Origin of the sequence: Oxalobacter aliiformigenes (assembly GCF_027116575.1) — a bacterium.
GTDB lineage: Bacteria > Pseudomonadota > Gammaproteobacteria > Burkholderiales > Burkholderiaceae_D > Oxalobacter > Oxalobacter aliiformigenes.
Genome location: NZ_CP098252.1, coordinates 804,865 through 824,635 on the forward strand (window position 1 = coordinate 804,865; position 19,771 = coordinate 824,635).

Annotated in this window: 15 protein-coding genes and 1 tRNA gene; 4 read left to right on the plus strand and 12 right to left on the minus strand. The window is 51.5% G+C overall.

Annotated features, from left to right (window positions below):
• Positions 1-199 precede the first annotated feature (199 nt).
• Positions 200-1,993 carry a cation:proton antiporter gene (locus tag NB647_RS03835; protein WP_269265266.1) on the minus strand — a complete coding sequence of 598 codons (1,794 nt, stop codon included), beginning with the start codon at positions 1,991-1,993 and terminating at the stop codon, positions 200-202.
• Between NB647_RS03835 and NB647_RS03840 the strand changes: the two genes are divergently transcribed.
• Positions 1,992-2,123 carry a hypothetical protein gene (locus NB647_RS03840; protein ID WP_269284244.1) on the plus strand — a complete coding sequence of 44 codons (132 nt, stop codon included), beginning with the start codon at positions 1,992-1,994 and terminating at the stop codon, positions 2,121-2,123. The two genes, NB647_RS03835 and NB647_RS03840, sit on opposite strands and share 2 nt — an antisense overlap.
• Positions 2,124-2,327: 204 nt before the next feature.
• On the opposite strand, the gene NB647_RS03845 is transcribed toward NB647_RS03840, so the two are convergent.
• Positions 2,328-2,783, minus strand: coding sequence for an outer membrane lipoprotein (locus NB647_RS03845; RefSeq protein WP_269284245.1), 456 nt, complete (start codon positions 2,781-2,783; stop codon positions 2,328-2,330).
• Positions 2,784-3,110: 327 nt separating this feature from the next.
• Here NB647_RS03845 and NB647_RS03850 point away from each other — a divergent pair, with 327 nt between their 5' ends.
• Positions 3,111-3,425, plus strand: a complete 315-nt coding sequence (locus NB647_RS03850) for a hypothetical protein (RefSeq protein WP_269265270.1) — start codon at positions 3,111-3,113, stop codon at positions 3,423-3,425.
• 93 nt (positions 3,426-3,518) lie between these two features.
• On the opposite strand, the gene NB647_RS03855 is transcribed toward NB647_RS03850, so the two are convergent.
• The gene (locus NB647_RS03855; protein ID WP_269284248.1) at positions 3,519-5,330 is read right to left on the minus strand and encodes a GmrSD restriction endonuclease domain-containing protein; all 1,812 of its coding nucleotides are present in this window, start codon (positions 5,328-5,330) and stop codon (positions 3,519-3,521) included.
• Positions 5,331-5,354: 24 nt separating this feature from the next.
• On the minus strand, positions 5,355-10,403 hold the full coding sequence (locus NB647_RS03860; protein WP_269284250.1) for a DEAD/DEAH box helicase: 5,049 nt from the start codon (positions 10,401-10,403) through the stop codon (positions 5,355-5,357).
• Positions 10,404-10,526: 123 nt separating this feature from the next.
• Between NB647_RS03860 and NB647_RS03865 the strand changes: the two genes are divergently transcribed.
• Positions 10,527-11,525, plus strand: a complete 999-nt coding sequence (locus tag NB647_RS03865; RefSeq protein WP_269284253.1) for a tetratricopeptide repeat protein — start codon at positions 10,527-10,529, stop codon at positions 11,523-11,525.
• A 379-nt stretch (positions 11,526-11,904) separates the two neighbouring features.
• Here the strand turns inward: NB647_RS03865 and NB647_RS03870 are convergent.
• Both NB647_RS03870 and NB647_RS03875 read right to left on the minus strand, forming a co-directional pair.
• Positions 11,905-11,998: transfer RNA gene (locus NB647_RS03870), tRNA-Ser, on the minus strand.
• Positions 11,999-12,152: 154 nt separating this feature from the next.
• A complete protein-coding gene (locus NB647_RS03875) occupies positions 12,153-12,509 on the minus strand; it encodes a hypothetical protein (RefSeq protein WP_269265274.1) in 357 nt (118 codons plus the stop codon).
• 706 nt (positions 12,510-13,215) lie between these two features.
• On the opposite strand from NB647_RS03875, the gene NB647_RS03880 reads away from it, so the two are divergent.
• Positions 13,216-13,683, plus strand: a complete 468-nt coding sequence (locus NB647_RS03880) for a MerR family transcriptional regulator (protein WP_269284255.1) — start codon at positions 13,216-13,218, stop codon at positions 13,681-13,683.
• 94 nt (positions 13,684-13,777) lie between these two features.
• Here NB647_RS03880 and gloA read toward each other — a convergent pair whose 3' ends face one another.
• From gloA to glyQ, 6 genes are all read right to left on the minus strand, one after another.
• On the minus strand, positions 13,778-14,164 hold the full coding sequence (gene gloA / locus NB647_RS03885) for a lactoylglutathione lyase (protein WP_269265277.1): 387 nt from the start codon (positions 14,162-14,164) through the stop codon (positions 13,778-13,780).
• An 81-nt stretch (positions 14,165-14,245) separates the two neighbouring features.
• Positions 14,246-15,109 carry a M48 family metallopeptidase gene (locus NB647_RS03890; RefSeq protein WP_332880088.1) on the minus strand — a complete coding sequence of 288 codons (864 nt, stop codon included), beginning with the start codon at positions 15,107-15,109 and terminating at the stop codon, positions 14,246-14,248.
• Positions 15,110-15,130: 21 nt separating this feature from the next.
• Positions 15,131-15,835 carry a lysophospholipid acyltransferase family protein gene (locus tag NB647_RS03895; RefSeq protein ID WP_269284735.1) on the minus strand — a complete coding sequence of 235 codons (705 nt, stop codon included), beginning with the start codon at positions 15,833-15,835 and terminating at the stop codon, positions 15,131-15,133.
• Positions 15,836-15,939: 104 nt separating this feature from the next.
• Positions 15,940-16,524, minus strand: coding sequence for a D-glycero-beta-D-manno-heptose 1,7-bisphosphate 7-phosphatase (gene gmhB, locus NB647_RS03900; RefSeq protein ID WP_269265280.1), 585 nt, complete (start codon positions 16,522-16,524; stop codon positions 15,940-15,942).
• Positions 16,525-16,540: 16 nt separating this feature from the next.
• Complete coding sequence (glyS, locus tag NB647_RS03905) at positions 16,541-18,625, minus strand: glycine--tRNA ligase subunit beta (protein WP_269265282.1); 2,085 nt, start codon at positions 18,623-18,625, stop codon at positions 16,541-16,543.
• Between the two features lie 76 nt (positions 18,626-18,701).
• Entirely contained in the window at positions 18,702-19,613 is a 912-nt protein-coding gene (gene glyQ, locus NB647_RS03910) for a glycine--tRNA ligase subunit alpha (protein WP_269265283.1), read from the minus strand.
• Positions 19,614-19,771: the final 158 nt, after the last annotated feature.

A 19,771-nucleotide genomic window follows, 5' to 3' on the forward strand; every position in this document is an offset into this window, starting at 1 on the left:
AAAATAGAACATGCCGCAATGGCGTGAAAAAGCGGATTGCGACATTTTAACCGGATTTAATGCAAGATCGTGTCAGTTTAGCCTGTTTGAGACGGACAAGTCAATTTTTATCCGGATAAAATCCGGTATTCTTGTGCCAGGTCAACGACTTGGGGGGGTGTTCTTTTAAACGTTCTGGCAAGTTATCCGGTTGACCGCATCAGTGACTGTTTTCTTTTTTTTCCGTTTCGGCTTCTTCTTCGTGATCCAGTGTTTCGTACAGGGCGATCTGCAAGCGGGAATGGATTCTGACGAACCATCTTCTGAGAACCAACACGATGGCGATGATGGATGCGATGACGAGAATGAGGGATTCCCGTTTCGGCAGAATACTGGCGCTTAGGGCGGACAGAAACAGCATGGTGCCGGTCAGAAACAGCAGAGGCAATATCTCGCTGATGATCCGTCTGACCTGCTGGGTATGACGGCCCGTGATGCTTTCACGGACGCTCATTTCGGCGAGCATCATGGAAAGTGCCTTGAATTTGCGGAACGCGGCGATGAGAAACGGCAGCGACAGTATCAGTGTGCTTCCCCAGATCAGGGATTTTCTCCAGTCGATATCGCCGATCCAGTCGGCCAAAAATTCGTTGCCCAGATTGACGGCGAAATAGGCGCTGCACAGGAATATGGCGATGACGATAGCGATGTTGATTCCGATCTGGACCAATATACGCTTGATCATGTTCCAGATAACGGCATTGGAACCCTGCGGGTGAAGATTGTTGAGCCATTCTCCATACAGTTTGACGATGCGTCCCAGCGGACGCGGCGTCATTTTCGCCAGATTTCGGGCAAGCGGGTCGGCAGCACGGATAAGGTAGGGGGTTGTCAGGGTCGTGATGGCGGAAACGGCGACTGCGATCGGATACAGGAAATCGCTGGTAACTTTGTAGGCCATGCCCAGTGACGCGATGATGAAGGAAAATTCACCGATCTGGGACATTCCCATGCCCATTCTGAGCGATGTGCGCCCGTCGTTGCCGGCGATCATGGCACCGATGGTACAACTGACGATTTTCCCGAGGATGACGGCTCCGGCTATCACGAGAATCGGTGTGGCGTATTTCACCATGACACGGGGATCGAGAAGCAGGCCAACCGCCACGAAGAAAATGGCTGAGAACATGTCGCGGACGGGTTCGATAAGCCTTTCGATCCAGTGCAGTTCCCTGGCTTCGGCGATGATGGCACCGATGACGAAGGCGCCGAGAACCATGCTGTATTCGAGTTTGACCACCAGCAGGCAGAAACCGAAGCACAGGCCCAGTACTGTTACCAGCAGCATCTCGTTGCTTCTGAATTTGCCGATATAGGCCAGCAGGCGGGGAACGAGCAGTATGCCGACGAGCATGGCCACAATCATGAACAGCGTCAGTTTCGAAATCGTCAGGAAAACGTCACTGCCGCTAACGCTGCCGGAAATGGCAACCCCGGAGAGCAGGGCGATCAGTCCGATACCCAGAATATCCTCGACAATGAGCACGCCGAAAATCAGCTGGGCGAACCGTTCGTTTTTCATTTTCAGATCGTTTAATGCCTTGACGATAATGGTCGTTGAGGAGATGGCGAGAATGGCTCCGAGGAACAGGGCATCGAGATTGTTGTTCCAGCCGAGCCAGAGGCCGATCTGGTAACCGAGCCAGATCATGACAACGATTTCCAGTACGGCGGCGATCAGAGCCGTGGCGCCCACTCGCAGCAGTTTGCGGAACGAAAATTCAAGGCCGAGCGAGAACATGAGAAAAATGACGCCCAGTTCCGCCAGCACCTTGATCGTGTGTTCGTCCTTGATGAGTTCAAAAGGGGGAGTATGGGGGCCGATCAGTACGCCGGCAACGATGTAGCCGAGCACGACGGGCTGTTTCAGCCGGTGGAAGATGACAGTGACCAGTGCGGCCACGATCATGATGACGGCAAGATCCTGAATAAAGGTGATGACGCTGTCGTGCATGGTCCGGTTCAGTTATGGCAACGATAATGGAACGGCAAATCCGCGATATTCCCGTTTCGGGGTTTCCCTGTTTTCGCAACGGGAAAACGACCGGATGGCCGGTCAGGCCGTGGCGACCGGAAAACAGTGAAAGCGCTTCTCATATCACGGTGTGGATTTGCCGTATCCAGACAATGGGTAAAAATTCCTTTTCGCGTGAGAGTATACGTTAATATGATGTATTCCGTTCAATAATCTTGACGGCAATGACGTATTCGTCAAGAGAGCGGAAAAAGGAAGTTCTCTGTATCGGAAAACGGCAAGAAAAAAGTCCGGTCAACCGGACTTTTTCCAGTTATTGCCGGGCGATGATTCTGGCCCGTTTTCCATAGAGAATCATGACTTTCTGCCCGACGGCAAAGGCAGGAGACGGTCCCTGCACCAGAGTCAGGGTTTCGCCGCTGTCGGTTTTGACAACGTATTCGATGCCTGTCTGGTTGGTGACGCCTTTTTCGATCGCGGAACCGGCAAGAGCACCGATAATCGCACCGCCGATGGCGCCCAGTGCATGCGCGCGGTCACCGCCGCCAATGGCGGAGCCGGCCACACCGCCGGCGACAGCACCGGTCAGACCACCGACTTTGTTGGTTCCTTCCACGTTGACAGGCCGGGCGCTGATGATGGTGCCGGGGACGCTTCGCGTGACATCCCCGACCGAATCGACGGAATACGTGTCGGGACTGATATTGGTCGTACAGGCCGCCATCAAAAGAGCCATGACCAGCACTGCACCACATTGAAATTTTTTCATGATGATCCTCTCAGACACTGTAAAGATGAATCCAGACAGACAAACAGACCGCTATCGACAGACGACGGGAATGTCCAGCTGCGACGGTTGCATGGTTCAAATGATACTGTAAAAAACGGATGAAAGCATTTGTCTGATCGCATTCGGAAAAACAAACCCGGTCCGTTTTCATGCGGGACAAGAATTCATCCATTATGGCCGGCCCCCGAAAACATCATGGACAGTCGCGAAAAGAATTTATTTCAGTATAATGAAAACAGGATGTTATCGTCTGTCTGGCGATCATGACAAAGAATGTGTTTACAATCCTTTTTGCAGAGCGTGCCAATGTCCCAGTCAACTCAAGACAAATCCGTGAAAACAGATGGGCGAACCGTTGACCCTGTTGTGGCCAAAACCCCTGAAAACCCGATCGTGAATGCCAGCCCGATCGTCAACGCAGACCGTATCGGAGGAGCCAGTCCCATTATCGGCGGCAGCCCGATTGAACAACCGCAGGAAGAATTCCAGGAATACATGTCGGCAGGCTGTACGGCCGTGGTACCGCCCGGTGCTCGCAAGATATATTTGATCATGGTGACAGTCACCATGCTGGTCGGTGCCGCCCTCGTCTATGGGCTGTTTATGCTGCTCGATCTGTAAGATAGTTGTTGCCGGAAGGATTACATGGTTCCGTTTTTCCTGTGAGGCTTTTCAGATATGTTTTAGTGTTTGATAGATGCAAATACATGTTTTCTAAAAAGAATAGAAATAATCACGTATTTTCCAAGCCATCAATTTTCTTCGTTTGGCGAGGAAATCCTGATAATTGTTTATATCCATGAATTCAAAGTCTTCGGGAATACAATGTTGTATCAGATTTTCTCTTAGTTCATCCATTGACCGGATATGACCATATTTCTGCTGCCCACCTGAACATTGTTCCCGTATTTCACTCATATAACGGAAAGGTTCTTTTTTTCCGATTGAAATATTGATTTCGCTCTGTGTTACGGCGTAGTTGGCAATTTGGTTATACTGTCCACGTGTCAATCCGTTTTTTTCGAGATATTGCCGTGGAAAAAGATGATGTACATCATATCTGTTCAATATCAAATCCCGTACAGTAATATCCCTTGAAAGAAATCCCTTGTCATTTGCCTTGACTTGTGCAGCACGAAACAATCTGAAGTAGGGACTGCTGCTCACCGATGTATTCATTCTTTGTGGCAATTCGGAATCCCAGAAAATATCTGATAATTCTGCATTGAATCGATCAGCTGCATATTTTTCAATTCCTTGGTTGTCGATCCGTTCTATATCGTAATGGATGTCGGTTTCAGGCGAACCTGCGGAATAGCGTCCGACCAAAACAGAATAGATAAACCATTTGGCAACATAATGTTCTATGGTGGCAGCCGGATATCCCTGTTGACGCAATGTCAGATAGAGAATATAAGCGAAATTCAAGGCGTTTTGTGATCCGATAAATGACAGATCGATAAAACCGGCTCCCTTGATAATCATGACAAACCGTTTGAAATGGGTTTCATTGATAAAATCTGCAGTACCGGCATTCAGTTTGCCAAATGATTCTTCGACAATCCGTTCTTCGTACTGTTTTGTTTCGAAATTCCTTCCGGATAGTAGGGCGACAAGATCAGCCAATTTTCCACGTTTGAAACGGGTTGAAAAGGCGACTCTGAGCATATCAACATAAGAAGGTTTGTAGATATTTTCATGATTGCTTCTGATCCATTCCATCTTTCGATAAAAATCAGTTTGCGCAAATTCCTTGTCACTTTCCTTCAATGTTCCGTAAAATTCGGGGGTTGCCATCAGATGGCAGAAATAGTCAATTGTCTTGCGGAGGATATTTCCACTGTATGTTTCGTTGACGGCGATTTTTGACATGGCAAAGTCAGCTTGACTTAATGACACACCGGCTGAGTTCACCCGAATGAAAATCTCGGTTACTGTCTCGATGTCTAGATCCGAACTCAGTTCGATGTAACCTACCGTATTATTGCTTAGTGCCAATCTCAAGCGTTCAATGGCATCTTCCACGTCATCCTCGTTTGCATGGGGATTTTTTTCCATATAGGCCCGGACAATCCGGCTGGTTCTGGCTTCTGGTGAAAAAATGACCGATATATCTGGAATCCACTGGGGATTTTTTTTAATTGCCGAGTTTGAAACCTCAAAACGGCTGGATGAATCACCTAGCGGATTAAACGCAATCACAATAGGTATTTTCCGATAATCTTTGGTCAGAACTTCCTGCCCTAGGATAGCTGCCATCAGGGCTGTCACCCGTTGCTGGCCATCAATCAGAATTTTCTTTCCTTCCGAAAAACTGCCATCTTTCAGTTTGACATTCGGGTTGCGCCATGCAATCAAATAACCGACAGGGTAACCGTTATAAAGCGAGTCCAGAAAGTTTCGTACATGTGTGGCATCCCAGACAAAAGGTCGCTGGATTTCCGGAATGGCAATTTCGCCTGAACGAACCCATGCAAGAATATTGGATATTTGTTGTGCCTGTACGGAGTACTGTTGGATATTCATCTGTTATCTCTTCAAACGTAAAATTCATTTCTGCAGGCCGTTATCTTGCATGATATCCAGCTCAGGCAATCCTCTAACGATCTTCATGGTTTCCAGCGATACGGTAATGACGCGTTGCACCAGTTCCAGCGGATACTTCGGATTGTGCATAGTGTCGATTGCCCAGTCGTTGGCATCGTTGACGATGCCGCTGGCCTTGTCGGTCGTGACCGCCTGCCGTTCCACCACCCAATCCAGTGCCGGCTTGCCGTTGACCACATACTCATACGCTTGTGGAGGAATACCTTTGATCACGACAAGATCGTTATAGATAATCGTCGTCAGGTCTTTCTCCTTGCCGTTTTTGCCGTAACGCATTTTGATCACGCGATAGTCTTCCGGTCTGGATAACAGATCAATACCTTCTATTTGGAGGAGATACGGTTCGACGGTTTCATAATTCAGGTGCAGTTCGGCCAGCCTCCTGCCTGCCTTCGAGAATGCCCAAAACGCTTCTGCGGTTTTCACGCAGGGAATACGCGGCAGTTCCTTCATCAGATTGTCCGCATAGCGGGTACGATACTCTTCCGAATGCAGCAAGCCATAGACATAATAGAAAATATCTTCCTTGCCAATAGCTTCACCCGGATAGGCATTCCAGAAATGTGCCAGCCCGGTATCCGTGATCGCGTCCTTTCGGGTATAGGCTGTCCGGTTCCTGCCAGACAACCCATTTCCCGGCGTGTCGTCGAACATTTCCGACTGTGGCGATGTTCCGGTTCTGTCAGCTGACGCCTCCGGTTCATACAGCCAGAGCGGAAAGCACTGTGCGCCAGCTTCCAATGCATTCAAATCAACAATAACATTGCTGATAAAAGTACCTAATCCATTTCTGCTCCCTGTCCCGGAAACGCAAATTACCCTGTTTTCCACGGTGGTGTCCGGGAAAATCCGGGGCATTTGATAAACCATTTCGTTGAACTGGCGATTGAAATACAGCCATTGTTTGGTAAACGGACGATACAGACTGGGCACAATATTCTGTTTATCGAATTGTGCAGTTTTGTTTTTACCGACATCGCCTTTTAATGCACGTGTCCAACTGATTTTGCTGGCATCCGTATCGATGAAGCTGTCGATCTTCTGCTCTTTTTCTTTCCGCTCCAGTGCACCGTAGGCGGTATGGAAACGTTCCCGTTCGGTATTGTAAAAACCGATCATGCGTTGCATGTTTGCTGCAACTGCCTGTTTCGAGGCATTATAACACCATGCGTCACGCTGTGTTTTTAAACCATTGGAGTAGTTTGCAAATAAAACGGGTATATCTATCTCCTTTTTATTACCGATACTGATGTATCGGGTAAAATGATCGTCGCGCTGGTTCAGCCAGTCGCCATAGGCATCGGGTACCAGCTGTTTCCATCCGTTTGCCTGTGCGATGCCGTTGATATCGCCGAAAGCAGCGATTTCTTCCAGTTTTTCCTGTTCTGTCAGATTATTGCCAATATTGTGGTAATAAATATGTCCCTTTTGGTCAGAACACGGATTTTTGACAAGAACCATAATCAAGATTCCTGTCATGCTTTTATTGCCAAAAACATTCTCGCCTTCCTGTGCTCGCCCTTTACTAAGCATATTTTTACGAATATCGCCGCGTAAATTGAATATATAAAGGTTAGAAAACTCATCAACCAAGCACTTCCGCATTCCGTCTGCAAATGAGCGTTCAATCCATGCGTTGCCACACACGAATCCAATAACCCCGCTTTCCCCGATCCGGTCGGAAGCCCAGCGGATGGCACGGATATAGCTATCGTAAAGCGCGTTCTTATTGGTCGCTGTTGATCTTGCCGCATATGTCTCCTCAATCCTGTTATCCAGATGTGGGTAGTCGATATTGGCGGCATTGTCATTTGCACTTTTCTGGCCTGCCGAGTATGGCGGATTGCCGATAATGACACGGATGTCGAGGGCCTTTTGCTGTTTGCGGCGGGCGCTGTTTTCAACGAGCAGGGTGTCGATCAGGTCTTCCTTTTCATAGAGCTGGAAAGTATCGGTCAGGCAGATGCCTTCAAAGGGCTGGTAATCGCATCCGGTCAGGGTGTGGTAGGTCGTTTCGATGTTGATGGCGGCGATATAGTATGCCAGCAGGACGATTTCGTTGGCATGGATGTCGTGCCGGTATTTGTCGGGCATTTCGTCCGGTTTGATGAGGCCGCTTTGCAGCAGGCGGGTGATGAAGGTGCCGGTGCCGGTGAAGGGGTCGAGGATATGGACGCCCTTGCTGCCCAGTGTTTGTCCGAATTCGGTTTGCAGGATGTGGGCGACGCTGCGGATGATGAAGTCCACGACTTCGACCGGAGTATAGACGATGCCCAGTTTCTCCGTCATTTTCGGGAAGGCGCCACGGAAGAACTTGTCATACAGTTCGACGATGATTTTCTGTTTGCCTTGCAGGGTGTTGATGTCCTGGGCACGCAGTTTGACGCTGTCGTAAAACCGGGTCAGTGTAGTGGTTTCCTTGTCCAGCCGGTGTTCCTGCAGGATATCCAGCACGTTTTGCAGGGCTTTTGAAATCGGGTTTTCGGCGGCGAAGTGGTCGTTGCCGAACAAGGCGTCGAATACCGGTCTGGTAATCAGGTGTTGCGCCAGCATTTCGATGATTTCGTCATCGGTGATGCTGCCGTTGAGATCGTCCCGCAGTTCTTCGGCCAGCTGGGCGAAGGTTTGTTTTTCTCGGGTGTTGGCCGGGTTTTCCAGTATGCCCCTGATGCGGTCAATGTGGGTCTGGGCGATTTTTGCGATGTCTTTGGCCCATTCTTCCCAGTGATGGCGATTGCCGACTTTTTTAACGAGTCTGGCATAGATAGCCCGTTCGATTTCTCCGATCTCGAATTCAAGAGAAGCCTGTTTGAGTGCAGATGGTGGGGCGTTTTTCTCGCCGATACGATGTGACCGTTTGATGTTCGTTTTCCTGGAGCTGCCTTTGGGAGAACGTTTGGCGATCCGGTCGGAAATGGCGATGATTTCCATTTTGTCGGGTTCGGAACCGTTCAGTTCCAGCCGGTTGATCATGGCGTCAAACCGGTCATCATGGGAGCGTAGGGCTTGCAGGACCTGCCAGACGACGGCATAGTTCCTGTTGTCGTCCAGTGCCTTGTGGGGTTCGATGCCTGCGGGGATGACGACGGGCAGGATGATGTAGCCGCGTTTTTTGCCCGGGGCATTGCGCATGACGCGGCCGACGGATTGCACGACATCGACTTGCGAGTTTCGCGGGGTCAGGAAAAGAACGGCGTCCAGCGCAGGGACGTCCACGCCTTCGGAAAGACAGCGGACGTTCGAGAGGATGTGACAGGTGTTTTCGGGTGGCGCTTTTTTGAGCCATGCCAGTTTTTCTTCCTTGGCGGTGGCGTTCATGCCGCCGTCAACGTGTTCGGCCTTGCAGATCAGATTGAGGGCGATGTCGTCACGATGCTTTTCTTCCGCGCTTTTTTCATGTGTTTCTTCGTTCTGCTTTTCTTTTTCCTGTTCTTCCTTTTCTGCACGCTGGTAAGCTTCGACGACTTGCTGGAACATGCCGGCGACTTGTTTCGAGCTGATTTTGTGAATTTTGCCGCCCGGTTTTTCTTCGATGACCTGACAGAAGGCGACGGCGCGTTGCATCGGGGCGAAGTCGTCGGAGAGGTCTTCGGTCAGTCCCTGTTTTGAGAGGGCTTTCCAGCAGCCGATGATTTTGGTGGCGTCGTCGACACGCAGGGAATTGTTCGGGTCTTTCAGCAGATCTTGCAGTTTGCGGCTGACGGTGGCTTCGTCAACAGCCAGTACGATGACTTTGTAATCGACCAGCAGGCCTCGTTTGACGGCTTCGGAAAAATTGATGACGAACAGTTCCTTGCCATACTGGTTTTCTTTGTCCATGGAACACAATTCAATGTTGTCCCTTTCGGCGGTGGCTTTTGCGCTGGTGCCGTACACACGGGGTGTGGCGGTCATGTACAGGCGTTTAGCGGCATGGATGTAATCCTTGTTGTGTACCCGGGTGAAGGCGCTTTCGTCCGCTCCCTCGAATTTCGCGCCGGTTGTCCGGTGGGCTTCGTCGCAGATGATGAGATCGAAGTCGGACAGTCCATGTTCTTTCTGGGCACGTGCAATGACGTCGATGGAGTGATAGGTGGCGTAAACGACGCTCATGTGCCGGTTGTCGTGGCGCATTTCCATTTCGGTCGCCAGCCGTATGGGCGAGGTGGTGGCTGGATAACGCAGTTCATGGGCATAGGTCGCTACGGTATCGTCGTCTTTCTTCCGGTGTTTTCCGACATCGCTGTCGGAGCAGACGGCGAAGTTGTGCAGTGGTGTCTGGCTTTCCTGTGTCCATTCGGTCAGGGTTTGCGAGAGCAGGTTCAGGCTGGGGACCAGAAAGAGTACCCGTTTTCCGGCCCCTGCCAGTTCTTCGGCGATTTTCAGGCTGGTGAAGGTTTTGCCGGTGCCACAGGCCATGATGAGCTTGCCGCGGTCCGCTTCGGCCAGTCCGGCGATGACAGCGTTTTTGGCGAGTATCTGGTGGGAACGCAGTTCTTTTTTGGGACGCAATACCGGTTCGGTGTCTTTTCCCTGATACCGGCTCCAGTCGATCTGGCTGTTTTCCAGATCGAAAAGGTCGATTTTGCTGACAGAGATTTGTTGGTTGAACAGGGCGTTGGCGGCATTTTCCGACCAGTGGCTGGTGGTACTGACGATGATGCGATGGGCAAAGTCACTGGTGCCGGATGCCGTGAAGAAGCTGTCGATGTCCTTTTTCTGCAAGGTATGGTCCGGTGCGTAAAATTTGCACTGGATGGCGTGGTATTGCCCGTCCTGTGTCACGGCAACTAGGTCGATACCGGTGTCCTTGCGGTCATATCCCATCCGTTCGGCCCATTGGGCATAGGTCATGACGTCGCTGTACAGGTCCCTGTAGGAGGCCTCGTTTTTCAGATAGCAGATGATCAGTTCCTCGAAATAGATGCCTTTTTCCCGTTCCGTTACGGAGGCTTTCCGGAAATTGTCGAGTATTTTTTCAAGCGGGGTTTTGCTTTCTGCCTCTTCTACCATTTCTTCTGTCCTTGTGTTTTGTATTCATTCCTTTCAGACAAACGTTACATTAGCACAGGTATGTTCGGAAAAATGCGGTATGCTGTCAGTCATGACGATTTGATGTTTTTCAGGAGAAGCAGCGTGTTCAAAAAATGGTTTTTCCCTGTCTTGCTGGCCGGTTCGGTCTGTTTCGGCATGACGGCGGTGCAGGCAGGTGAATCCGGTTTTCCCCCGTCGGAAAATGGCCTTTCCGCCAGACAGCTGACCGTTCAGGCGGAAAGCGGGGATGCCGATGCCCGGTTTGCCCTAGGGACGTTGTATTACTACGGCAAGGGGGTTTTGCGGGATTATCAAAAGGCAGCCTACTGGTACCGGAAAGCGGCCGATCAGGGAAATGCTTTGGCGCAGTATGCGCTGGGCGCCATGTATGGTTATGGGGAAGGAATCGGACAGGATTACGGGAAAGCCGTCCACTGGTTCCGGAAAGCAGCGGAACAGGGAAATGCCGATGCGCAGCAGGCGCTGGGCATCATGTATGACTGGGGAAAAGGGGTTTCGCCAAGTCACGAAAAAGCTGTTTACTGGTACAGGAAAGCGGCGGAACAGGGAAATGCCCGGGGCGAGTACAATCTGGGCATGATGTACATGAAAGGCGAGGGGGTTTCCCGTGATGCCCGGAAAGCGTCTGATTTGTTCAGGCGGGCGGCGGAGCACGGACTGGCAGAAGCCCAATATGGTTTGGGCAGCATGTTTTTCAGCGGAGACGGAGTTGCACAAAACAAAAAAGAGGCGGCTTACTGGTACGGGAAAGCGGCCGCTCAGGGAAATGCTTTGGCACAGAATGCCCTGGCGATCATGTACATGAAAGGGGATGGGGTTTCCCGCGATGACAGGAAGGCGTTCGATCTGTTTAGGGAAGCTGCGAGAAAGAGAATTCCTGAAGCACAGGCCAATCTGGCGCTGTTGTATGCACGGGGGCAGGGAACGGAAAAAAATTATCTTTATGCCTGCGTTCTGGCGAATCATGCCGCCATGAGTCTCGAGGGAATCGGAAAGTGGCGGAACGAACTGGAAAAAGTCATGACGAAGGATGAACTTGTCCGGGCCCGATCCATGACGGTCGATGATGTTCTGAAATGAAACGGGAAACCGGTATCGGACGACCGTGTTTTTTGCTCCCGGTATATTCCGGGGGCTCGTATGCAGAATTCGCATGATGATTTTTTCGGGGTTGATGCATCCCGGAAGCTGTCTTCGATAATGGTTCCTGTATCCGGCACATTGTTATCGGGTATCAGGGGTGTTCTGTCACGGTTTCATGATTGCGGTATCCGGTATAGACAAGTGGAGCGATTTTCCACTTTTATCGGCTGCTTTGTTTCGTTGCAATGAAACACGATGCCGGAAGGTGACAAGTGGCGTGCATTCCGGAATATGGGCGTCAAAAACAAAAAAGCCGCGTAAACTACTGGTTTTACACGGCTTTTTGTACCTCTTTGAACCTCACCGAACCACTCGGTGGCGGAGATGAAGGGATTCGAACCCTTGATACGAGTTTTGGCCCGTATGCTCCCTTAGCAGGGGAGTGCCTTCGACCTCTCGGCCACATCTCCGGTCTGCTTTCAATTTTCAATTGCAGCGGAATGCATGATAATAGCTTTTCATCGGCTCCAGGTCAATGGACGAGCCTGTGTTTTTTGCATTTTTCACATGGGTGTCAGAACAGAATTTCCGGTGTTTTTTCTTTTTTCCTGTTTTCAGGCGCATTCATGCTTTTTCGGCCGGTTCCTGTGGCGCGTTCTTTTCTGCATGACGGGGTTTGAACTGTTTGTCGCTGATGCGGAACTTGTTTCGGCGATCTCCCATCATTTCACGCAGTTCCCGAATGCTCATGTTGCTGATTTCCTGCATGCGGATGAGCAGGGATGCTCCAACTGGCAGACGGCCATGACGGATTTTGCTGATGACGGGAGGGGCGACTTCAAGTGCACGTGAGAGGGCTGCATCGTTTTTCAGTTTGAGGATTTTTATCATGCCGGTCAGCAGGTTGTTCGGATCGTATTTTTCCGGTTTGCTGGTATGTGTTTCGTATCTTTTCTTGTAGCTCCCATGTTCGTTTTTCATCGGTTTCTCCTGAATTTGTCTGACAATTCGATTTATTGTCGACCATTCAAAAGATGTCATTTTGATAATAATCAGATGAAATGGGGCTTGTAGTTGATTATTCTGCCGTCGGGCGAGAGATTGCAATCGGGGAAAGGTTCGCGGTGAAAAGGCGGATTGGACGTTTTTTCGTTTCAGGACAGTGATTTTCTGTTGTGATGAATCGGATATATGAGATGAAACCGGAAATGACAGGGAAATATACGGATATAATCCGTTTGTCATGAATCTTCACCGGTGATTTTTGTCTGCTCACGAAAATTTTAAAAAGCTGTCCATGCCATTTGAGCTATGATAGCCTTGATATGCTGCCTGCGCGGATTCGATGGGCAAGCGAGAGGGAGGAAACACAAAGGTCGTTTTTCAATATATGATCATACAGGTTTGACAGAAACAGCCTGGCCGGTTTTTGTCCTGATCAGGTTGCATGGACATATTACTGCTGGTGGTTCATGAACTTATTGAACGAAATAACCCCCATCCTGCCTTGCTTTCAGGACGGCATTTTATGGAACCAAGTGTATTGTATGGCGGTCAAAGTGTTTTGTAAAGTGTTTTGACTGTTTTTTTTGTTGGTCTGGATGATGAGGGACGTTTCTCGGGATTCTGGCCGTTTATATCTGTTTTGAGTGTGGTGTTTTTTTGTTCGCAAGGGATAAGTGCCTTGATGAAAATTTTATTTACAGCTGCTGAAATCGCTCGGATGCGTTTGCCGGGATTGCCGACGACCAAGTCGAGTATTTTGTCCAGAGCGGCCAAGGAAGGCTGGCGCTATGAAGAACAATATGGGATCGGTGGCATCAGGAAGGCGTTTGAAATACCTGATCATTATCTGGTTTCTGCACATGGCGATGTTGCGGAAAAGGCCACTCGCCAGAAACCGGGAAAATATCAGGTCAAGCGGATCGGTATGGAGAAAGAGACTGCCGGTTCGGTCAACGCCTCCAAGCTGGCGGCCGCCGCTCATGTTCTGGAGAAATGGGATACCGATGAAAATATCGGTATGACGCCTGACGGGAAAGGGAAGATGATTGCCATTTTTTACAAGATACTGATGGATGGCGCCGATATGGAGGATTTGTCCGGGCTTCTGAAAGAGGTGACGGATATCGCCAGAAAAAAGGCGGGTAAATGAGAGCCTTTTTTCTGGACGGAGTGTTTCAGGACGCATTTCGGTCGTCAAGGGCATTCCATCCAGGGGGAATGTGGAAAGAGACTGAAGGGCAAATTCAGTCTTTTTGTTCGATCAGTTCTATTTTATAGCCGTCCGGATCTTCGACGAAGGCGATGACGGTAGTGCCTCCCTTGACCGGACCTGGCTCACGGGTGATTTTTCCGCCTGATTGACGAATGCGGTTACAGGTCGCGACGATGTCGTCGGTGGACAGGGCGATATGCCCGTAGGCGGTGCCCATATCGTATTCCGATACGCCATAGTTGTAGGTCAGTTCGAGTTCGGCCTGCCGGGGATTGCTTTCGTATCCGAGGTAGGCGAGTGTGTATTGGTATTCCGGGTTGTCGGATGTCCTGATGAGTTTCATGCCCATGACGCGGGTATAAAATTCGATGGAACGGTTCAGGTCTCCGACTCTGATCATGGTGTGAAGAAATCGCATGTTTGCTCCTGTCAGTGAAAGACGGTGTCCATTTTAAAAGAAGTGGCCCTGTTCGGAAACCGGGATGGACAGTATCCGGTTTCAGTCGGTTTCAGCAAAGAGCGAGAACAGGACGGGAGACAGATCCTGAAGCGTCTTGCGCGCTTTTGCGGGATCGGGATACCATTTCTTGACGATGGCCCAAAAACGCGGGCTGTGGTTCATTTCGGAAAGGTGGGCCAGTTCATGTATGACGACATAGTCGATCAGGGACATGTCGCAGTGGACAAGTCGCCAGTTGAGGCGGATATGCCGTTTGGCGGAACAGGAACCCCAGCGGGTGTGTGCGCCGGAAAGCCCGAAAGAGTCGAATCTGACGTTCATTTTTTCCGCGTAAAGTTGCAATCGCCCGGTGAAAATCTCACGTGCCTGTGTTTTCAGCCATTTTTTCAGGTGATCTGCAACAGTGACCGGATTTTCAGGGGAGAGACGAATGGCAAGGCTGTTTTCGTCCAGCCTGAAAACCGGGCGCAAGGTGGCGGATTTTTCAAGGTGCAGTGTCAGTTCCCGTCCGAGATAGGGAAAAACGGTGCCGTCCTGCCAGTTCAGGGGAGCCGGTTTTGCCTGTCGGCGGTTGCGGTAATAGTCGAGTTTGTCCAGTATCCATTTCCGTTTTTCGATGAGCGCGTTTTCAATGGTATGGATCGCGCTCCGTTTCGGAGCCGTGACCCGAAGTCCGGATTCGTCGATGACGAATCCGATCGTGCGCCGGCTGGAACGGTGCAGGAGGTAGGAAACGCTTGTTCCGTCCAGATCGATGGTTCTTGGTAAGTCCGTACGGCGAGATGTTTCTTTCTTTTCGGAACGGGGGGACGGAAGCCGGTCAAAAGAGGGGGCTTCCGGTTTTTTTTCTCTCCGGACAGTGCACCGGCGATAAAACCGAACAGATCGGGCTGAAAGGGGAATCGGGGACGTTTGCTGGCCATGTCAGGGGGTTTGCCGGTAGGCATGGGGTGAAATTTTTCGCATTTCGTTTTCGATCCAGTTCTCGACTTCGTGCATGAGGTCGTCGGGTGTCCTGTTTTCGGGGGAAATGGCTTTTCCGATCGATACGGTGATCAGGCCGGGTTTTTTGATGAATGTGTTTTTGGGCCAGCATTCTCCGGCGTTGACGGCAATGGGGACGACGGTTGTTCCGGTTTTGATCGCCAGTCTGGATCCGCCGTTGTGGTATTTTCCTTTCTGGCCGACCGGTATCCTCGTTCCTTCGGGAAAGATGATGATCCAGAGGTTTTCTTTGAGTCGCTGGCTGCCTTTTTTGACGAGCTGGCGGAATGCGTTCGTGCCCTGTCTGCGATTGATGGGTATCATGCGCAGAAGTGCCAGTGCCCAGCCAAAAAACGGGATATAGAGCAGTTCTTTTTTCAGGACGAATGACAAGGGACGGGGCATATGACACAAAAGGAAGATGGTTTCCCAGGCGGACTGGTGTTTTGACAGGAGAATGACCGGCTCGTCAGGCAGGTTTTCCATGCCTTTGACCTGATAGCGGATGCCGCAAATGGATTTGAGCAGCCAGATGGTGAATACGTTCCAGCGTGAGACGATGTAATAGCGTTTGCGATAGGGGAGCCAGCAGGTGGCGAAACAGATGCACGCCCATAACGGGGTGAATGACACCCAGATGGTCATGAAGGAAAGCGAACGAAGAAAAAGGATGTAACGGTTTGAAACAGGTTCTCCAGGCTTGTGCCGGGATGGCGTGAAAATTTCGGTTTTGAATTCCGGTGTACAACTCACGTTGGTTCCTGAATGTTTTTGTCCTTGTTTTCAATGGTTTTCTGTTTTTCCGACAGCAGATGGTCCGCTACGGCGGACAGGTCGTCGAAAATGACGGTTTTGGGCGGCAGGCCGCCGTTTTCAAGTGTCTGTTTTCCTTTTCCCGACAGAACCAGAATGGGAATGCACCCGGCCAGAAATGCGGCCTGCAGATCCCGAAGCGAATCACCGACCGATGGCACATCGTCCAGTTTGGTGTCGAAGCGTTCGGCAATGGTGCTGAACATGCCCTGACGGGGTTTCCGGCAGTCGCAGTTGTCGCTGGCGGTATGGGGGCAGAAGAAAATGGCTTCGATCAGACCGCCGGCTGCCTTGACGGCGTTTTGCATTTTCTGGTGGATGGCATTTAGTGTCATGATGTCGAAGTAGCCGCGTCCGAGTCCGGACTGGTTGGTGGCGACGACGATGGTGTATCCCGCCTTGGTCAGTCTGGCGATGGCTTCCAGCGATCCGGGCAGCGGAATCCATTCGTCCGGAGACTTGATAAACAAGTCCGAATCTTCATTGATGACGCCGTCGCGGTCCAGAATGATGAGTTTCATCGCCAGTTTCTCCGGTTCAGGATGCAAGTTTCGAGATGTCGGCTACCTGGTTCATCATGGCGTGCAATTGCTTCAGCAGGGCGATGCGGTTGTTGCGCAGGCGCGTGTCGTCAGCCATGACCATGACACCGGTGAAGAAAGCGTCCACATCGTCGTGCAATTGGGCCAATGTTTTTAGTGTACCAGTATAATCGCCGGATGCAAATTTCCGGTCGGCTTCGGGTTTGACCGTTTTCATGTCGGCGAAAAGTTTTTTCTCGCTGTCTTCAACCAGTATGTCCGCGTGAACGTCGCCGGCGTTGATGTCCGATTTTTTCAGAATATTGGTAATGCGTTTGTTGGCTGCCGCCAGCGAGGCGGATTCCGGCATGGCAGCGAAAGTACGGACGGCTTCCAGACGGTCGATCAGGTTGTCGAACCGGTCCGGGTTCTGGGCCAGAACGGCTTCGATCTCGGTCGGCAGATAGCCCCGGTCGCGCAGCAAGCCTCTCAGACGGTCCATGAAGAAGGCGAGAACACCTTCTGTCGGATCGCTCATGGATGCGTTGGTCGAGAGGATGCCGACAGCTTCTGCGAGCATTTTGCGCAGGGAAAGCGGCAGTTTTTTCTCGATCAGGATGCGCAGTATGCCCAGTGCGTGACGCCGCAGGGCGAACGGGTCCCTGTCTCCCGTCGGTTGCAGTCCGATGCCCCAGATACCGGCCAGCGTTTCGAGTTTGTCGGCCAGTGCAATCGCTGTGCCTGTCGGTGTCGCAGGCAGGGCATCTCCCGCGAATCGGGGCTGGTAGTGTTCCGTACAGGCCATGGCCACTTCTTCGGGTTCGCCGTCGTGGCGGGCGTAGTACGTTCCCATAATGCCTTGCAGTTCCGGGAATTCACCGACCATTTCCGTCAGCAGGTCGGCTTTGACCAGTCGTGCCGCGCGGTCGACAAGCTGTGTATCGATGCCCATTTTTTCCGCAATGAAAACCGCCAAGAGGCGGACACGGGCCATTCTCTGGGCAAGAGTGCCCAGCTTGTTGTGGTACACGACATTGGAGAGGCCCGGCAACCGGTCTTCGAGCCGTTTCTTTTTGTCCTGTTCGAAGAAGAAACGGGCATCCGACAGACGTGGACGGATCACGCGTTCGTTACCGCTGATGATACGCTGCGGGGTATTGGTTTCCATATTGGATACGATCAGAAAGCGCGAGCGCAGACGTCCTTCGGCATCGGTTAACGCGAAATATTTCTGGTTGGTCTGCATGGTCAAAATCAGGCATTCCTGAGGGACTTCCAGAAACGATTCCTCGAAATGGCATTCATAGACGATCGGCCATTCGACCAGTGCGGTCACTTCGTCCAGCAGCGATTCGGGCATCAGAACCCTGTCGCCTTTGGCTTTTTCGTTGAGCATGGCGCGGATGCGGTCTTTTCTTGCCTGAAAGCCCGGAATGACCTTGCCTCGTGTTTCCAGTGTGACGGCATAGTAGTCGGCAGCCAGAATGCCGATTTCTCCCTGCGACAGGAAGCGGTGTCCGTGTGTCGAGCGGCCGGCCGACAGGCCGAGAAGCGCGATAGGGATGACGTTTTCACCGTGCATGGCAACGATTTCGTGCACGGGACGGACGAATTCGACCGTTTCGCCATCCGGACGCTGATAGGTCATCATTTTCGGAACGGGCAAATCGTGTGCGGCTTTTTCGACCGCTTTCTGGAGCGAGCTGGCCAGCGGGATGCCGCTGGCGGTGTAGTTGTAGAAAAAGCAGTCGTTTTTGCCGTCTCTGGCCACTTCCAGTGTGGCGATATCGATGTCGGCGATGTCCATGGCCGCCAGTTTCTTTTTGAGCGGTGCGGTCGGCTTGCCTTCGGCGTCAAGTGCCACGGAAACGGGCAAGACTTTCCGGCGAATGGGTTTGTCCGGAGAGATATCCCGGACATCGGTGATGGTGACCGCCAGACGGCGGGGGGTGGCATATACGGTTTTTTTCGAGGCATCCGTCAGAAAGTCGTCCTGCCGGAGGCTTTTTTCAATCGTGCCTGCGAAGGAATCGGCCAGTTTGGTCAGTGCCTTGGGGGGCAGTTCTTCGGTCAAAAGTTCGACAAGCAGGGTCTGGTTCATTTTCTAAGCCTTTTTCTTTTCATCGCCGGGCGGGATTTGTCCGGCGGTTGGTTCAATTCGGTCGTGTCGCCGGTTTTCAGGCGATCTTGCGCATGTCGCCGCACATGGGAAATCCCAGCGCTTCACGGGATTCGTAATAGGCCTGTGCCACAAGGCGGGACAGGGTACGGATGCGGCCGATATAGGCGGCCCGTTCCGTCACGGACAAGGCGCCCCGGGCATCCAGCAGATTGAACGTGTGGGCCGCTTTCAGGATCATTTCATAGGCAGGCAACGTCAGTTTTTCGCCGATCAGCCGTTTGGCTTCCGATTCATAACTGGAAAACAGGGAGAACAGAAACGGTGTGTTGGCCTGTTCGAAGTTGTAGGCGGACTGTTCCACTTCGTTCTGATGGTAAACGTCGCCGTAGGTCAGGTATTTTTTGACGCCACGGTCGACCCATTCCGTCCAGATCAGGTCGTAAACGTTTTCGACACCCTGAAGATACATGGCCAGCCGCTCGAGGCCATATGTGATTTCACCGAGAATCGGTTTGCAGTCGATGCCGCCCACCTGCTGGAAATAGGTGAACTGGGTCACTTCCATGCCGTTTAACCAGACTTCCCAACCCAGTCCCCAGGCACCCAGTGTCGGATTTTCCCAGTCGTCTTCCACGAAACGGACATCGTTCTGCTTCAGGTCAAGACCCAATGCGACCAGCGATCCCAGATACAGGTCGAGAATGTCTTCCGGTGCAGGTTTCAAAACGACCTGGAACTGGTAGTAATGCTGCATGCGGTTCGGATTTTCGCCATAACGGCCGTCTTTCGGACGGCGGGAGGGTTGTACATAGGCGGCTCTCCACGGTTCAGGCCCGATGGCGCGCAGGAAAGTGGAGGGGTGCGATGTCCCGGCGCCGACTTCCATGTCATACGACTGAAGCAGGGCGCATCCCTGCTGACTCCAGTATTGTTGAAGCGTGAAGATGATTTGTTGAAAAGTGATCATGTCCGTTTCCCTTGCCCCGTTTTTTTGTGATCTTCCCGGGTATTTTATGAATAGAAGGAAATTCTAGCGGTTTTATGCCTCAAGGGGAATGTTTCAGACCTGTTACAGGGAAGAAGAGGGGGTGGGAGGGGAATTTTGCCGACACGGCACTCCACAGG

Excerpts from the sequence above, each read along its gene's own strand:
- NB647_RS03840 (WP_269284244.1), top strand. The coding sequence starts at position 1,992 with ATGGTCCGGTTCAGTTATGGCAACGATAATGGAACGGCAAATCCGCGA.
- NB647_RS03835 (WP_269265266.1), bottom strand. The coding sequence starts at position 1,993 with ATGCACGACAGCGTCATCACCTTTATTCAGGATCTTGCCGTCATCATG.
- NB647_RS03845 (WP_269284245.1), bottom strand. The coding sequence starts at position 2,783 with ATGAAAAAATTTCAATGTGGTGCAGTGCTGGTCATGGCTCTTTTGATG.
- NB647_RS03850 (WP_269265270.1), top strand. The coding sequence starts at position 3,111 with ATGTCCCAGTCAACTCAAGACAAATCCGTGAAAACAGATGGGCGAACC.
- NB647_RS03855 (WP_269284248.1), bottom strand. The coding sequence starts at position 5,330 with ATGAATATCCAACAGTACTCCGTACAGGCACAACAAATATCCAATATT.
- NB647_RS03860 (WP_269284250.1), bottom strand. The coding sequence starts at position 10,403 with ATGGTAGAAGAGGCAGAAAGCAAAACCCCGCTTGAAAAAATACTCGAC.
- NB647_RS03875 (WP_269265274.1), bottom strand. The coding sequence starts at position 12,509 with ATGAAAAACGAACATGGGAGCTACAAGAAAAGATACGAAACACATACC.
- NB647_RS03880 (WP_269284255.1), top strand. The coding sequence starts at position 13,216 with ATGAAAATTTTATTTACAGCTGCTGAAATCGCTCGGATGCGTTTGCCG.
- gloA (WP_269265277.1), bottom strand. The coding sequence starts at position 14,164 with ATGCGATTTCTTCACACCATGATCAGAGTCGGAGACCTGAACCGTTCC.
- NB647_RS03895 (WP_269284735.1), bottom strand. The coding sequence starts at position 15,835 with ATGACCATCTGGGTGTCATTCACCCCGTTATGGGCGTGCATCTGTTTC.
- gmhB (WP_269265280.1), bottom strand. The coding sequence starts at position 16,524 with ATGAAACTCATCATTCTGGACCGCGACGGCGTCATCAATGAAGATTCG.
- glyS (WP_269265282.1), bottom strand. The coding sequence starts at position 18,625 with ATGAACCAGACCCTGCTTGTCGAACTTTTGACCGAAGAACTGCCCCCC.
- glyQ (WP_269265283.1), bottom strand. The coding sequence starts at position 19,613 with ATGATCACTTTTCAACAAATCATCTTCACGCTTCAACAATACTGGAGT.